Annotated in this window: 14 protein-coding genes; 4 read left to right on the top strand and 10 right to left on the bottom strand. The window is 68.4% G+C overall.

Annotated elements, in window-relative coordinates; genetic code table 11:
• Positions 1-61: 61 nt before the first annotated feature.
• The 8 genes from ACV4UX_RS13030 to ACV4UX_RS12995 all read right to left on the bottom strand — a co-directional run bounded on the left by ACV4UX_RS13030 (position 62) and on the right by ACV4UX_RS12995 (position 7,540).
• Entirely contained in the window at positions 62-208 is a 147-nt protein-coding gene (locus ACV4UX_RS13030; protein WP_491593712.1) for a DUF4113 domain-containing protein, read from the bottom strand.
• Between the two features lie 18 nt (positions 209-226).
• The gene (locus ACV4UX_RS13025) at positions 227-1,321 is read right to left on the bottom strand and encodes a Y-family DNA polymerase (protein ID WP_491593711.1); all 1,095 of its coding nucleotides are present in this window, start codon (positions 1,319-1,321) and stop codon (positions 227-229) included.
• Positions 1,306-1,728, bottom strand: a complete 423-nt coding sequence (locus ACV4UX_RS13020; protein ID WP_491593710.1) for a LexA family protein — start codon at positions 1,726-1,728, stop codon at positions 1,306-1,308. The genes ACV4UX_RS13025 and ACV4UX_RS13020 overlap by 16 nt, the downstream gene beginning before the upstream one ends.
• 122 nt (positions 1,729-1,850) lie before the next feature.
• Positions 1,851-2,408, bottom strand: coding sequence for a DUF4276 family protein (locus ACV4UX_RS13015; protein ID WP_491593709.1), 558 nt, complete (start codon positions 2,406-2,408; stop codon positions 1,851-1,853).
• On the bottom strand, positions 2,405-3,592 hold the full coding sequence (locus tag ACV4UX_RS13010) for an AAA family ATPase (RefSeq protein ID WP_491593708.1): 1,188 nt from the start codon (positions 3,590-3,592) through the stop codon (positions 2,405-2,407). The genes ACV4UX_RS13015 and ACV4UX_RS13010 overlap by 4 nt, the downstream gene beginning before the upstream one ends.
• Positions 3,593-4,146: 554 nt before the next feature.
• Positions 4,147-4,512: a hypothetical protein gene (locus ACV4UX_RS13005; RefSeq protein ID WP_491593707.1), complete on the bottom strand. Its 366-nt coding sequence runs from the start codon at positions 4,510-4,512 to the stop codon at positions 4,147-4,149.
• Positions 4,513-4,671: 159 nt separating this feature from the next.
• Positions 4,672-6,978 (bottom strand): penicillin-binding protein 1A, encoded by a 2,307-nt coding sequence (locus tag ACV4UX_RS13000; protein WP_491593706.1) that lies wholly within the window; start codon positions 6,976-6,978, stop codon positions 4,672-4,674.
• Positions 6,971-7,540, bottom strand: a complete 570-nt coding sequence (locus tag ACV4UX_RS12995) for a YkgJ family cysteine cluster protein (RefSeq protein WP_491593705.1) — start codon at positions 7,538-7,540, stop codon at positions 6,971-6,973. The genes ACV4UX_RS13000 and ACV4UX_RS12995 overlap by 8 nt, the downstream gene beginning before the upstream one ends.
• 485 nt (positions 7,541-8,025) lie before the next feature.
• Here ACV4UX_RS12995 and ACV4UX_RS12990 point away from each other — a divergent pair, with 485 nt between their 5' ends.
• A complete protein-coding gene (locus tag ACV4UX_RS12990; RefSeq protein ID WP_491593704.1) occupies positions 8,026-8,385 on the top strand; it encodes an iron-sulfur cluster assembly scaffold protein in 360 nt (119 codons plus the stop codon).
• A 129-nt stretch (positions 8,386-8,514) separates the two neighbouring features.
• Positions 8,515-8,925: a hypothetical protein gene (locus ACV4UX_RS12985; protein ID WP_491593703.1), complete on the top strand. Its 411-nt coding sequence runs from the start codon at positions 8,515-8,517 to the stop codon at positions 8,923-8,925.
• 314 nt (positions 8,926-9,239) lie between these two features.
• Here ACV4UX_RS12985 and ACV4UX_RS12980 read toward each other — a convergent pair whose 3' ends face one another.
• Positions 9,240-11,726 carry a c-type cytochrome gene (locus ACV4UX_RS12980; RefSeq protein WP_491593702.1) on the bottom strand — a complete coding sequence of 829 codons (2,487 nt, stop codon included), beginning with the start codon at positions 11,724-11,726 and terminating at the stop codon, positions 9,240-9,242.
• A 4-nt stretch (positions 11,727-11,730) separates the two neighbouring features.
• Positions 11,731-12,786 carry a hypothetical protein gene (locus tag ACV4UX_RS12975; RefSeq protein ID WP_491593701.1) on the bottom strand — a complete coding sequence of 352 codons (1,056 nt, stop codon included), beginning with the start codon at positions 12,784-12,786 and terminating at the stop codon, positions 11,731-11,733.
• A 203-nt stretch (positions 12,787-12,989) separates the two neighbouring features.
• Between ACV4UX_RS12975 and ACV4UX_RS12970 the strand changes: the two genes are divergently transcribed.
• Positions 12,990-13,826, top strand: a complete 837-nt coding sequence (locus ACV4UX_RS12970; RefSeq protein ID WP_491593700.1) for a type III pantothenate kinase — start codon at positions 12,990-12,992, stop codon at positions 13,824-13,826.
• On the top strand, positions 13,823-14,704 hold an 882-nt coding region (eno, locus tag ACV4UX_RS12965), incomplete at its 3' end, for a phosphopyruvate hydratase (RefSeq protein ID WP_491593699.1). The genes ACV4UX_RS12970 and eno, both read left to right, overlap by 4 nt.

The raw sequence follows: 14,704 nt of genomic DNA, 5'->3' as shown, positions 1-14,704 counted from the left end.
GTGCCGTGGAGCTGTTGGCCCGTCAGACCTTCGAGGTGGTGTTGACCGACCTGCCCCCGGCTCAGGCCCTGGCCACGGGCAGGTCGGACCAGGCCGTGGTGTAGCGCGGCGAGCGCATGCCCTGGCGCATGCGCCACTCGCGCCGGACGCCGCAGCCGCCCAGGAAGAGGGTGTCGCGGCCCCATTTGGCGTTCACGCGGTCCACCACCCGGGCCAGGGCGGCGGCCTACGGGTCGGGCGCGTCCAGGAGCGAGAGGCGTCCCGCCCCCTCGGGCTCGATGCCCGTGAGCATCACTCCGGCCTTCTTGTAGGCGAAACCCGGCCGGTAGAGCCGCTCCAGCAAGAGCGCCCCGCCCCGGGCGATCACCCCGGCCCGGGCCGTGGCCGGGTGCAGGGCCTGGCTCAGGGCCGCGCTGTACTGGGGCGCGCCCTCCTTGAAGTGGTTGGTCTGCACCCAGACGAGCACCCCCGAGGCCACGCCTCCCTGGGCGCGCAGCTTCTCGGCCGCGCGGGAGGCGTAGGTGAAGACGGCCTCGCGCAGGTGTTCCAGGGTCGTCACCGGGCGGCCGAAGGAGCGCGACGAGACGATGGACTGCTTGGGCCGGGGGGCCAGTTCCAGGGGAATGCAGGGCATGCCGTGCAGTTCGAGCCAGGTGTGCAGCCCGGCGACGGTCATCTTCTTGTGCACGCGCTCGCGCGGCAGGCGCATGAAATCCAGGGCCGTGGCCACGCCCAGGGCCTTGAGCCAGCGGCCCCGGCGCGGCCCCACGCCCCACACGTCCTCCACGTCCAGGCGCGCCAGCAGTTCCTCGCGCGCGCGGCCCCGGGGCAGGAGCAGCACGCCGCCCAGGGAGGGGTCCTTCTTGGCCATCTTGTTGGCGGCCTTGGCCAGGGTCTTTGTGGGCCCCATGCCCAGGGACACGGGAATGCCCGTGGCCCGCAGCACGGCCTCGCGCACGCTGCGGGCGGCCGCCTCCGGGCCGCCCTCCAGGCCCGAAAACTCCAGAAAGGCCTCGTCGATGGAATAGACCTCCATGCGCGGGACCATGGCCCCGGCCGTGGCCATCACCCGGGCGGACATGTCGCCGTAGAGGGCGTAGTTGGAGGAGAACACGGCCACGCGGTGGCGGTCGAAAAGCGCGCGGCACTTGAACTCGGGCGCGCCCATGGGCACGCCCAGGGCCTTGGCCTCGGCCGACCGGGCGATGACGCAGCCGTCGTTGTTGGAAAGCACCACCACGGGGCGACCGGCCAGCCGGGGGTCGAAGGCCCGCTCGCAGGAGGCGTAGAAGTTGTTGCAGTCCATCAGCGCGAGGTCCACCGGGAGCCTCCGGGAGTCAAGGGATGAATGACGTGCAGGGCCACGCCCCAGATCTCGACATCGCGCTGGCCGTCAAGGGGAACGTGCGGGTAGTCCGGGTTCTCGGGAGCCAACGCCAGCCCCCGGCCCAGGCGCTTGAGGCGCTTCACCGTGAGTTCGCCGTCCACCGCGGCCACCACCACATGGCCGGGCCTGGGCTCCACGGAGCGGTCCACCACCAGGAGGTCGCCCGAATGGATGCCCGCGCCGCGCATGGAATCGCCCTGCACGCGCAGGAAATAGGTGGAGGGCGGATTGCGCACGAGGTGCTCGGCCAGGTCCAGACGCTGGTCGATGTAGTCCTCGGCCGGCGAGGGAAACCCGGCCGGAGCGTGCACAAGGGGAAGCGCGAGCGTCGATGGCGGCATGACGCACTGTCTAGCGAAAGGTGACGATATCGTCAAGCTGAACGTGATGACGTGCTCAAACATGAAACGCGAGGCCGCACGACGCGCCGGAGCGTTGCCGCTCCTGCCGTCGGGCGACCGCCCTATGCCGCCACGAGGCGGCGAATCCCGGAGACGAGCGCCCGGAAGCTGGGCGAGCGGTTGTTCTCCAGGTCCAGATGGGGGGCGATGGCCCGCGAACCGGAAATCTTCTGGTAGGCCTTGTCCGTCAGATTCCGTAGCTCCTCGGCGGCGTCGGTCAGCAGGTCCGGGTTGCGGAACTTCTCTTTGCCCTGCCGGTCGCGCAACCCTTTGAGGCCGAGTCCCTTTTCCACGGCGGCCAGGTCGCCCAGGTAGAAGCTCTCCAGTTCCCTACAGGCGATCCGGACCAGCGCCTCGGGCCTTCCGGCGGCCCGGCTGATGGCGGCGAGGGTTTCCTTGACGGTCCGGCAGTCGCCCCTGTCCTGGTCGCGCAGCACGACGAACAGCGTGTCGGGCGCCCTCCACCCGCGCAGTTTCCCTTTCAGGTCCTTTTCCAGGGCCTGCTTTCCGGGGAAGACGTGATAGCTGACCTGAATTCCCACAGGGAGCATACGCGGCAGGACGCCTTTGAGCAATTCCACGGCGGAAGGCTCTTCCAGGAAAAAGGCCAACGTTCTCACCGGGGGTCGGCTCCCTCGAAAAAGCCCTGGTCCCAGAGATAGCCCATCTTGTCGCCCTCCTCCATGTAGGCTCTGATCTGCTCGTTGTCGCGCGCCCGGCGCACCTGGGTGTAGCCGTCCTTTTTGACCAGCCAGAACACCTCGTCGAGTTCCGCAGCGTTGAGGAAATCCGGCGAGTGGGTGGAGACGAACACCTGCCCGCCCCGGATGGCGTAGGCCCGGAACTCCTCGGCGAGTTCCGGGAGCAGCTTCGGGTAGAGCTGGTTCTCGGGCTCCTCGACACAGAGCAGCGGGTGCGGCTGGGGATCGTAGAGCAGCGTGAGGTAGGCCAACATCTTGATGGTCCCGTCCGAAACGTAGCGCGCGAGGAACGGGTCCTCGAAGGAGCCGTCCTGGAACTTCAGCAGCACGCGGCCCTCTTCCGTGGTCTTGGATTCGACGTTGGAAATGCCCGGAACCCGGGACTTCAGGAGCGACAGAATCCTGTCGAAAGTCTTCCTGTGATTTTTGTACAAGTACTCGATAACCAGCGAGAGGTTCTCTCCCTCCCGGGAAAGATGCTCGGCATACCCGGCTTCCTGCTCGGGGCGTGCGCGGCTTATGTGAAAATCGGAAACGTGCCAGTTCTCGATCAGGTTGCCCAGGGCCACCACGGCCGGAAAGCGTTCGAATTGCGCAAGCCCTTTGATCGCAAGGATATCCGGAGCCTTGAGGCGTTGATCTTCGCGTTCCAGTTCGCTGATGTCGGAACCCGAATCGAGTTCGTTCGTCACGGCGATGCCCTTTCCACGCGAGAAATCCAGAAACCTCCACGGCTGCCCGCTGCTCCTGCGTCGATAGCGCAGCATCTCCCTTTCGACGAATGCCTTCCCATGGCTCTCATTGATCCGGAGATGGTAGGTGATGAGAGGATTCCCAGGTTTGGATCTGAACTTGATCTCGATTTCGATCGGCCCGTCCGCGTCCCTGCTGCGCACCTCATGGAAGCCCCGGCTTCCGCCGAGCCGGGTCAACGCGGCGTTGACGTTGCTGGCCATGGCGTCGCGCAGGAACCCGAAGACGCTGAACACCGTGCTTTTGCCGGTGCCGTTGGCCCCGACGATGACGCAGAAGTTCGGGAGATCGGAAAACACGACATCCTGGAAGGATTTGAAGTTCTTCAGCCTGAGCGATTCGATCTTCATTGGATCTCCGCAATGTCCGGCCTGACAGTTCGGATGGCGCGGGCCGCACCGCCGTAGGGCCGCCGTGAGCCGTCCGGTCCGGAACCAGCCCCGCACGGACAGCGTGCGAGAAGGATGCGTCACCGGGCTCTCAAAGGGCCACCGCATTCACCGTGCAGGAAATGCGTCAAATCATCAAGAGGTTGGGGCCTCATGCCGGGTGGTCAACCTGCGAGATATCGGCTGTTCGCGGCCAGGCTGCGCAATTCATCCAGGTTCATACAGGGGAAATCCCGGAAAATCCTGCTCACAATCACCAGCGCGAAGCGCTGCGGCCTGCGCGCGGCGATTCGCGGCTTTGGGCGAAGCGTCGCGCGCTGGGATCGGCCCGTCGGCAGTGTGTGGCGCCGGTCACACTCTCTCTGCTCCGGCCAGCCCTCTCTGCCGGGTCGTCCCCGGTGAAGCCCGCGAAGCAATTGCCGGGGTCCGGGGGGAGGCTCTCCCCCCGGCGGGGTCCGGGGCGAAGCCCCGCTCCTCCACGCCTGACCGGCCGCCCTGCGCGCCGCCCTGCTCCCTTATTGGAAGCGCAGGATGAAGCGTTCCAGGTCGTTGGGGTCGCCGTCCTGGTAGTCTTCGGGGTAGAGCAGCGCGCCCATGAAGAAGATGCTCTCCAGGTCCAGGGCCATGTTGGCGCGGCGGGCGAAGTCGCGCAGGCCGTGGAGCAGGCGTTGGGCGGTCTCGTCGCCGCCGTCCAGGAGGGGTTCGGCCTCGTCGGCCAGTTCGGCCAGACGTTCGCATTTCTCGGCCATGCGCAGGCGGTGGGTTTCCTTGTCGCCGCGCTCGAGGAGGGCGGCCAGGGCCTGGGCCTCCAGGGCGCGGATGTCGCGCGCGGCCTCGCGGGCGAGGTCCAGGGCCTGTGCGATCTGTTCGGTGTGTTCCATGGTGTGCTCCGGGCTCGGGCCAGCAGGTCGTTGAGAAAGTCGATTCCCGCAGCCTGCTCAAAAAGCTCGCTGGCAAGGCCAAGCCCGATGCGTATTTGACATACGTGAGGGTTTGGCCTTGCCCCGCAACGCAGCCAGCGAGAATTTTCCAGCAGGCTGCTAGTACATCTGTTTGAGCAGGTCCTCGCCCGTGGCCAGGGGGGCGTTGGGGTCGGAGAAGTTGACGTTGCCGTCGCCGCCGATGATGCCCGCGAAGGCGTTGCGGTCCTGTCCTTCCTTGAAGGGCATCTGCACGCCGTCCACGCTGGCCCAGGCGATGCCTGGGGGCTGGGGGAATTCCTCGGTGGGGTAGAAGGGTTCCACGGCCATGCGGTATTCGATGAACGCGGGCAGGGCAGCCGTGCCGCCGGTCTCGCCCCTGCCCATGGACTGCACCTGGTCGAAGCCCAGGTAGACGCCGGTGAGCAGGTAGGGCGTGAAGCCGATGAACCATGCGTCCTGCTCGTCGTTGGTGGTGCCCGTCTTGCCCGCGATGGGCTTGCCGATCACCGTGGCCTTGCCGGCGGTGCCCGCGCGCACCACTTCGCGCAGCATGGCGTCCATGACGAAGGCCGTCTGGGGCGACATGGCCTGGCGGCGCTCCGGTTCGGACTTGTAGAGCTCCTGCCCGTCGGGTCCGGCGACGGAGAGCACGAAGCGCGGCTTCACCGATTCGCCGCCGTTGGCGAAGGCGGTGTAGGCCTGGCAGAGGTTGATCAGGTGCACCGCGCCCGCGCCCAGGGAGATGGGCAGGTAGGGGCCGAGTTCGGACTCGATGCCCATGTCCTTGGCGCGCTGGATCACCTTCTGGATGCCGATCTGTTGGGCCACTCGGATGGTGACGAGGTTGCGCGACTTGGCCAGGGCGGAGCGCAGGCTCATTTCGCCCTGGAAGCCGCCCTCGTAGTTCTCGGGCTTCCAGATCTTGTGGGTGACGGGGTCCTCGTAGATGAAGGGGCTGTCCATGACGCGGGTGGCGGGCGTCATGCCTTCGTCGATGGCCGCCGAGTAGACGATGGGCTTGAAGGTGGAGCCGCACTGGCGCAGGGCCTGGGTGGCCCGGTTGAACTGGCTCTTCTCGAAGGAGAAGCCGCCCACCACGGCCAGCACCGCGCCGGATTTGGGGTCCATGGAGACCATGCCGCCCTGCACGTCGGGCTCCTGCTGGAGGATGAGGTCCTCCCCGGCGCGGGGTGCGGTCTTGGAGGGGGCCTTGCCCTTGTTGCGCGGGTCCTCGGGGGCCAGGGAGACGAAAACCACGTCGCCTGGGCGCGGCCCCTTGTTGCGGGTCCAGCCGAGGAACTTGGCGTCGATGGTCCCGGTGGACTTGCCGAAGCGCACGGTGAGCCCCCTGGGGGAGGCCTCGGTGACCAGGGCCTTGGCCCAGGCCCCGGCCTTGAACTGGTCCAGGTTCACGTCCTGGGCCAGGAAGTCGTTCCACTGGTTGGGGGGCAGCGACTCCAGGGGGCCGCGCCAGCCCCGGCGCTTGGAGGAGGCCACCAGGGCGCCCCGCAGGGCCTTCTCGGCCTGCTCCTGATGGAAGAGGTCGCACCCGGTGACCACCTTGAGCCCGCCCGTGTAGACCGTGTCCTCGCCGAAGTGGTCCACCAGCCAGCGGCGGACCTCCTCCAGGTAGTACGCGCCCACGCCCCAGCTCTGCTCCTCCATGGCCTTGTAGACCAGCGGCGCACGGACGGCCTGGTCGTGATCGGCCTGGGAGATCCAGCCCAGCTCCAGCATGCGTCCGAGAACGTATTTCTGGCGGACCTTGGCGGCGTCCGGGTCCTTGTAGGGGTTGTAGCGGCTGGGGGCGGGAGGCAGGCCCGCCAGCACGGCGGCCTGGGCCAGGGTGAGGTCCTTCACGTGCACGCCGAAGAAGGTGCGCGCGGCGCTCTCCACGCCGTAGGCGCGCGAGCCGAAGAAGATCTGGTTGAGGTAGATGGTGAGGATTTCGTCCTTGGTGAGGTAGCGCTCCAGGCGGTAGGCCAGGATGGCTTCCTTGATCTTGCGCTTGAAGCTGCGCTCGGGGGTGAGCAGCAGGCGCTTGATGATCTGCTGGGTGATGGTGGAGCCGCCCTGCCGGGAGGTTCCGGCCTGGAGGTTCTTCACGAAGGCGCGGAAGATGGCCACGGGGTCGACGCCTTCGTGCTGGTAGAAGGAGGAGTCCTCGGCGGCCAGGAAGGCCTTGGGCAGGTAGGGCGGCATCTCCGAGAGGGAGGCCAGGAAACGCTTCTCGGCGAAGAGGTTGCCCAGCACCTTGCCGTCGTGGGTGGTCACGGTGGTGACCACGGGCGGCCTGTATTCCGTGAGGTTCTTGAAGCCCGGCAGGTCGCTGGCGGCCCAGAAGTAGACGCCCACGAGGCCCACGCCCGCGCCCACCACGCACAAAGCCGTGAAGAGCACGAAAAACAGAATGAATTTACGCATTGTTCTCCACTTTGGCCGGAAGCTGTTCCTCCGGCCCCCCGGGGACGAGGCCCCAGGCCAGGCGCAGCCGCCCGTGCAGTTCCCGGACGTTGCCCGGGGTCATTCCCAAGAGTTCCAGCATGCCCGCCACGGTGCGGGCCTCGGTGCAGGCCAGGCAGCCCCTGGCCTCGAACGCCGTGACGGCCCCTGCCGATATCCAAAACGGAAAGAGACGGCAATAATAAGGCCTGGCCTCCCGGGGGAGCACGCAGCCGTCCGGGGCCAGGAAGGCGCAGGCGCCGTCGGGCCGTGTGGCCAGGCGCAGGTGCTCGCCGTGGGGCGGGAAGCGCCGCGCCACCAGGGCGCGGTCCCCGGGGAAGAGCCTGCGCATGTTGTCCAGGAAGGACTTGGAGTTGGGCGCCCCGGTGAGCCCGCCCAGCCGGGGGCCGAATTCCACGATGCGCTGGCGCTCCAGCTCCGAGACCGGGAAGCAGAGGTCTTCCTGGCCCGGCGTGAGGCGGCAGCAGGTGACGCCTCCTGCCGCGCAGCGGGCGCAGACGTAGGCGTCCTTGATCTGGTTCATGTCCGGGCGTCTCCTGCAAAGCCTTTATGACCGCCCGGGCGCGCTGGCAAGCCTCCCGAAGAAACCCGCGCCGCGCGGGCCGCTGTGCGCCGCACGCGCCCCATGCCCCGGCAAGCCCCGCCAAGCCTGAACCGGAAGGCTTTCAACACCCGGAAACGGCCGCCACGCCGCAGCGGCGGCGCCCCACGCCTCGAACAAAGGGGCCGGTTGATCCTCCGCGATTTCAGCATGTTATCGGGCACGAGCGCATATCGCAAAGCCTGTTGATTGTGATTTTTTTCATTTGACCATTTTTTCCCGTTGACGGGTGTCAAAACGTGAGGTTATGGAGGGGTCGGCAGTGGTGAGGTACGCGGCGACGCATTTCGACTGAACCTTTTGGACCCTTTTCCAATCCAGTCCTTGCGCCGCCTTGGCGATCGGTGCGTTTGCATCCCGACCGCCTTGGTAGCAACGCTTTTTTTCATTCAATATAGGTATTCGCCATGAGCACTCGCGTGAAGGATTCGTTCGCCCAGCTGATTCGTCCCGTCGATAATTTCAACGCCGAAGGCGTGCACGGCTGCACGACCTGCAAAAAGGCCATCACGTTGCAACTTCGTATCGTCGATGAGAAGGTCGAAGAAGCCGGCGGCAAGGCCGAGGGCTGCTTCTACAGCCGTCAGTGCCTGGCCGCGCTGATCTCCATGATCAAGGGAATGTCCATCTACGACCTCTACCCCCTGACCAACGCCGACCTCCGTCCCCACCTGAGCGTGGTCAAGGACGACTACGACTGCGATGTTTTCACCATCGGCGCTCTCAAGCTCGCCCTGCGCGACTACGAGAAGAAGATGGCCGCCTAACGGCGACACACTGCCTCGAAGCGGGGCCGCCGAAAGGCGGCCCCGTTTCTCTTTGATCGCCGGGATGTCCGGCATGATCCGACCACGGATTCCGCCCTCCGGGCGCTGCCGCATCCTCCGGGAGAACGCATGACCCAGACGCTCCAGGGATACCCGCTCTACCTCAAGGCATCCGGCCTGTGGCTCGCCTTCCTGGCCTGCGCCGTGGCCTGCGGGGCGGGGCGCGAACTCGCGCTGACGCCGCGCCTGGGCGACACCCTGGCCCGGGCCGTGTGCACGGTGTTCCTCTGCCTGGTCTTCCTGTGGGCCGCGCGCTGGTTCGTGCGCCGGGGCAACGTGCACGAGACGGCCTCGCTCCTGGGCGTGGGGCTCTTCTGGTGCCTGGCCACCCTGGCCTTCGAGTTCGGCTTCGGGCTGGCCCGGGGCCTGCCCCTCTCCGCCCTGCTGGCGGACTACGACCTCTCCCGGGGACGCCTCTGGCCGCTCGTGCCCCTCACGCTCCTGATCGGGCCCTATCTCTCCCGGAAGCTTTTCCTCTAGGGCGGCGCCCTCGAAATCAGTCCCTGCTGATTGTCCAGGCAACAAGCCGAAACCATGGGTATTTATCTTGAAAGCACTTCAAGTGTTCTCAAGATCGCGACGCGGGCGTTGAGCGCGCCCGCCCCCCGGCCCCCATCGTCCTGATCCCGGAAACCCTGCCCATGGCCTGAAACCGTGCGGCGCAGGCCCGCCGCTTCACAAGGGCCGCGCGGCGTGGCCGCGCTTCCGGCTCGTTTCCGCAGCCGCTCCGCACCAGACCCTCTTCCTCCGGGGCGAGCCGCCTCCACGGCGGCATGGCACCGAGCCCATCCCCCCTACTCCACCCCCATGCCCGGGTGGTGCGCCGCCGTGTCCATGGCCTCGCGGTGGCAGCTCTGGCAGTTCCTCTTGCCGCCCATGGCCCGCGCGAGCTTCTGGTACTGCAGGGGTTGCAGGTTGTCGCGGTCCGCGCCGTAGGGGTTCGCGGCCGGATAGACCGCGTGGGCCGCGCCGTGGCAGGCGGCGCAGGTGAGCGCCCCCATGTCGTCGGGCCTGGCCTTGAAGAGGTCCCCGGCGTCCCTGGTCCAGACGCCGTAGGCCTGGGCCTGTTCGGGGGCCTTGTAGCCCGTGTGGCAGGTGACGCACTTGGGCTCGTTCACCCAGGGCTCGCGGGGGACGGGCGAGCCCTCTCGGGGCTTGATGAGGGCCGTGAGCGGTTTGGCGGCGGCCACGCCCTGCTGCTCCTCGCGAACGAGCAGCGAGAGGGCGTGGTCCTCCATGGCCCCGTGGCAGCTGGTGCAGTCGAGCCCGGCGGCCGGATGCGGATCGCGCAGGGCGCGCGTGACGCCCATGGGGTCGGTGGGGTGGCACAGGTTGCAGGCGTCGGCCCCGCGCCCGGCCAGATAGACCGCGTGCAGGCCGTGCATGGAGGCCGAGAGGTTCATGACCCGGCCCTTGCCCTCGCCCGAATGGCAGCCCTTGCAGCGCACCGGGCCGGACTGGCCGGAGAGCGCCGTGAGGCTCAGGCGGTCGTGGGCCTTGAGCACGTCGCGGGCCGTGGCCTCGGAGACGCCCGCCACGCCGTGGGACCACCCCCCGCCGTGACAGTTCTTGCACCCCATCTCCGAGGAGACCGGGAGAACCACCTTGGTCTCGGCCAGTAGTTTCTTCCCCTCGGCGTCCCAGGCGCGCACCACGCCTACGGGATAGGGCCTGAACGACCCGTCGGCTCCGTAGGGCGTCAGGGGAACGTAGGGCGCGCGGAAGCGGTTACCCTCGGGCTTGAGCGTCAGGGCGGGCTGTCCCTCCACCTCGCAGGTGACGCGGGCGTCCGTGACCAGCGAAGGCCCCGGCCCCCGGCGCACCAGCTGCGCCGTGAGCCCCTGGGCGGGCAGGCCCAGGACCATGCGCCCGTCGTGGGGCTCGAACATGTTGATGGCCCGGTCGGCCGCCGCCACGAGCACGTGCTGGGCGTCGTCGGCGAAGGGCGCGGGAGCCTCGGCGGGCAGCTGGGCCAGGGCTGCGGCCTTGGCGGGTTTGTCGCCGCCGATCTCCAGGGCCAGGAAGGCGGCCAGGGCCTGCTTTTCGGCCTTGTTGCCCAGGAAGGGCGGCATGTAGCGCCCGATCTTGCCCAGGCCCGTGAGCAGCGACTCCATGCCCGTGGCCGAATACTTGGCCGCGCGGGGCCGGATGTCCAGGAGCGGCCCGCCCGTCGAGTGGCAGCTGGCGCATTGCTGGTAGAAGAGTTCCCGTCCGGCCTCGATGCGGTTCTCGGGCGTCACCTGCTTCACCCGCGACCAGCGCGCCCTGGCCAGGAAGCCCGACTCGTTCAGCGCCGGGGCCTGGGCCACGAGCACGCCGTTGGAGTAGATGTGGCCCGTGACCAGGTAGGGCCTGCGCGCGGCCTCGCGCATGTACTCGAAGGAGCCGATGAACAGGAACGAGGCCGCCAGGACCGCCACGGCCGCCGGTCTGGCCCAGCGCCGGGGCAGCCCCCCCGCCAGGAGCGCGCCGCCCGCGATCATGGAGGGCACGGCCCACCAGAACACGCGCATGCCCGCAGCCACCTCGGGCGAGCGGCCCAGCGCCAGCGCCTGCTGCTCGGGCGAGAGCGCGGCGATGTGCCACCACCCGGCCGCCGCCACCACGGGCAGGGGCAGGACGGTCCACAGGGCGCAGAAGCGGGAGAGGCCCTTGCGCTGGTCCTCGGCCTCCGAGGCCTGGGCCGTCAGGAGGCCGAAGGCCCCGGCCAGGGCGGCGGCCATGGCCGTGCGGAACACCAGCCCCGGGAAGTAGGTGGGGTTGAAGAAGCCGTCCCAGAAACGGTGGGTGGCGAGCCACTCGCCCGGGGTGAGCATGAAGGAGATGAAGCCCTGCACAACGGCCAGCGAGCCCCAGGCGAAGACGAAATAGAGCCAGGCCAGCACGAGCCTGCGCGTGGAGCGCGCCCCCTCGAAGGAGCGCATGTAGGCCATGAGCACCACGATCTCGGCCAGGAAGAAGGTCCATTCCGTGGCCCAGCCCAGCACGAAGGCGTGGATGAGCACCGACGTGGCCGCCGGGGCCGTCACCGAGATGGCCGCCCAGATGCCCACGCCCGTGAGCCCGCCCACCACCATGGTGAGCACCAGGAAGAACCGGGCGTGGCGGTGCAGGTAGTCGCGCAGGCCGGTCAGCCCCAGGCGCTGGGTCCTTGTCTCCATGACGGCGATGAAGAGGCCCCCGCCCACGGCAAAGTGGGCGATGAACACGTGGATGGTGGCCACCAGGGCGATGAGCAGGCCGCCGCCCCAGAAGTTCCAGTGCAGGACGGGATATTCCATGGCGCTAAGCCCCCTTCCGGTCGACCTTGGGCATGCCCGAAGCCCACAGGATCACCGCCAGCGAGAGGACCGCGCACCCCAGAAACATGGCCGTGGTGGAAGGCTCCGGCGTCACGGGGAGCGTGGCCGGATCGAAGAGCGGATCCAGGTAGAGGCTGCGCAGCACGCCGCGCAGGGCGGTCATCACGGCCACGGTGAGCGCACCCGCCCCGGCCGCGGCCATGAGCCTGCCCCGGAAAGCGAAGACCACCGCCGCCAGGGTGAGCGCTATCCCGGCGGCCAGCAGCCCCGTGGCGGCCTTGTCCGCGCCCATGAAGGCCTGGATCATGTTGCGGGGCAGGGCCATGAGCCACCAGGAGCCCACCCCGGCCTGGAGCACCGTGGCCCAGCCGAACCAGGCCAGCCCTTCGCGGCGTATCTCCTCGCCGTGGGGGTCGCGCCGTCTGGCGCGTCCGTGCCCGATCATGGCCAGGGCCAGCCCGCCCATGGCCACGGAGGCCAGCACGAAGTGCAGCCAGCGCGGGAGAACGGTGGGGTCGGCCCAGGCCGCGAGGGTCCCGGAGGGGTCCGCGAAGTAGCCGCGCCAGAGGTCCGGGCGCACCAGGAGCACGGCGTTGTGGGTCTGGGCCATGGAGGTGTAGAAGAGCAGCAGGCACATGAGCGCCCAGGCCCACACGCCCGGCCCCCTGCCCGCGTGGAAGGCGTATTTCTGGCGGTAGGCCAGGGCGTAGGCCCCCATGACGGCCAGCACCACGCCGAACCACCACACGGCCATGAGCGTGGAGCTCACGTAGAAGAACTGGCCGTAGAGCGTCTGCACGAAGAGCAGCGGGGCCACGCCCAGGTTCACGGCCAGGGCCGTGAGGTTGGGGGCAAGGCCCGCCTGCCTGTCCAGGCCGGGCGCGTCGCGCAGGGCGCGGGCGAAGCCCAGGAGCGCCAGGCCGAACATCAGATTCATGAAGATCAGGTGGACTGCGAACGTGGCGTCCAGCAGGACCCTGAAAAACCAGGGCGAGGCCGGAATGGCGTCGGCCGCCGGGATGAGAGCTCCGGGCTCCATGGGATACCTCTTGACGCAAGGGTGCTTCGCGGGAAAAACGAGCGGGCCGCCCGCGAGATCGAAAGCGCGGGACGCGCGCCCCGCGCGTCCTGCCGCACTGCCCCGTCGCCTGGGTATCATCTTTTCAAGGGCCGGAAAATAGTCTATCTTCGGTCGTCTTTCCCACCAGCGCCGCATCCTTTGCGCGTCGCGCGGAGACATCCATGGCCCTTCTTCTCTTCGACATCGGCAACACCAACATCAAGCTCGGCCTGCACCGCGCCGAGTCCGGGCTTTCGTCCTACGTGCTGCCCACACCGCGCTCCAGCACGGCCGACCAGCTGGGGCTGGACCTGGCCGCCATCCTGGCCCGCGAGGGCCTGGAGCCCGAGGCCCTGGAGGCCGTCCTGGCCGTGAGCGTCGTCCCCCCCGTGAACCCCATGCTCCGCCAGGCCTGCAACCGTTTCCTGGGCAAGACGCCGCTCTTCGTGCCAGAGGATGTCCCCGTGCCCCTGGAGAACCGCTACGAGCGCCCCGAGCAGGTGGGGGCCGACCGCCTTGTGGCCGCCTACGCGGCCAGGCGCTGCTCCTCCACCCACGGCCTCGTCTCGGTGGACTTCGGCACGGCCACCACCTTCGACGTGGTGCGCGGATCAAGCTACCTGGGCGGGCTCATCTGCCCGGGGGTGCTCTCCTCGGCGCGCGCCCTGGCCCAGGACACGGCCAAGCTCCCCCAGATCGACCTGGAACCGGCGTCGCTCAAGCTGACCATCGGGCGCTCCACGGTGGAAAGCCTCAACCAGGGGCTGCTCTTCGGCTTCGCCTCCATGGTGGAGGGCATCCTGGACCGCCTGGAGGACCACCTGGGCGAACCCGTCACCGTGGTGGCCACGGGCGGATTCGCCGCGCAACTGGCGCGCGTCTGCCCCGCCATCGCCAACGTCAGGCCCGAACTTCTTCTCGACGGCCTGAGACTCGTGTATGAGGAATCCGCGCGCGCCCGCCACGCCCGCGCGACCGACCGTGAACCGACCATCATCCCCCAAAGGAGAACCACATGAGCACCATCGCTGCTGTCTGGGCCAGGGAAATCCTCGACTCGCGCGGCAACCCCACCGTGGAGGTGGAGGTCACCCTGGATTCCGGGGCCGTGGGCCGCGCCGCCGTGCCCTCGGGCGCGTCCACCGGCTCGCGCGAGGCTCTTGAGCTTCGCGACGGCGAGAAGGACCGCTACGACGGCAAGGGCGTCAGCCGCGCCGTGGAGAACGTGCAGGGCGAGATCGCCGAGGCCGTGGTGGGCATGGAGGCCCTGCGCCAGACCGCGCTGGACAACCTGCTCATCGAGCTCGACGGCACCGAGAACAAGGGCCGCCTGGGGGCCAACGCCATGCTGGGCGTCTCCATGGCCAACGCCCGCGCCGCCGCCAACTTCCTGGGCCTGCCCCTGTACAACTACCTGGGCGGCGTGAACGCCAAGGTGCTGCCCGTGCCGCTCATGAACATCATCAACGGCGGCGCGCACGCCCCCAACAACCTGGACATCCAGGAGTTCATGATCCTGCCCGTGGGCGCGGACACCTTCGCCGACGCCCTGCGCATGGGCGCGGAGACCTTCCACGCCCTCAAGAAGATCCTCGCCAAGGACGGCCACATGACCGCCGTGGGCGACGAGGGCGGCTTCGCCCCCAACCTGGCCAGCCACGAACAGGCCTTCGACTACATCCTCAAGGCCATCGAGGCCGCGGGCTACAAGCCCGGCGCCGAGATCGCCCTGGCCATCGACGCCGCCGCCTCCGAGTTCTTCAAGGACGGCAAGTACGCCTTCGCGGGCGAGAAGCGCGTGTTCACCTCCGCCGAACTGGTGGACTACTACCTGGGCCTCACCAGGAAGTACCCCCTCATCTCCATCGAGGACGGTCTGGCCGAGGGCGACTGGGAC

The sequence above is a fragment of the Fundidesulfovibrio sp. genome, from assembly GCF_058402725.1.
Note: the sequence above shows the minus strand (reverse complement) of the source record. Positions and strands in the feature narration are given on the sequence as shown.

Excerpts from the sequence above, each read along its gene's own strand:
- ACV4UX_RS13020 (WP_491593710.1), bottom strand. The coding sequence starts at position 1,728 with ATGCCGCCATCGACGCTCGCGCTTCCCCTTGTGCACGCTCCGGCCGGG.
- ACV4UX_RS13010 (WP_491593708.1), bottom strand. The coding sequence starts at position 3,592 with ATGAAGATCGAATCGCTCAGGCTGAAGAACTTCAAATCCTTCCAGGAT.
- ACV4UX_RS13005 (WP_491593707.1), bottom strand. The coding sequence starts at position 4,512 with ATGGAACACACCGAACAGATCGCACAGGCCCTGGACCTCGCCCGCGAG.
- ACV4UX_RS13000 (WP_491593706.1), bottom strand. The coding sequence starts at position 6,978 with ATGCGTAAATTCATTCTGTTTTTCGTGCTCTTCACGGCTTTGTGCGTG.
- ACV4UX_RS12995 (WP_491593705.1), bottom strand. The coding sequence starts at position 7,540 with ATGAACCAGATCAAGGACGCCTACGTCTGCGCCCGCTGCGCGGCAGGA.
- ACV4UX_RS12990 (WP_491593704.1), top strand. The coding sequence starts at position 8,026 with ATGAGCACTCGCGTGAAGGATTCGTTCGCCCAGCTGATTCGTCCCGTC.
- ACV4UX_RS12985 (WP_491593703.1), top strand. The coding sequence starts at position 8,515 with ATGACCCAGACGCTCCAGGGATACCCGCTCTACCTCAAGGCATCCGGC.
- ACV4UX_RS12980 (WP_491593702.1), bottom strand. The coding sequence starts at position 11,726 with ATGGAATATCCCGTCCTGCACTGGAACTTCTGGGGCGGCGGCCTGCTC.
- ACV4UX_RS12975 (WP_491593701.1), bottom strand. The coding sequence starts at position 12,786 with ATGGAGCCCGGAGCTCTCATCCCGGCGGCCGACGCCATTCCGGCCTCG.
- ACV4UX_RS12970 (WP_491593700.1), top strand. The coding sequence starts at position 12,990 with ATGGCCCTTCTTCTCTTCGACATCGGCAACACCAACATCAAGCTCGGC.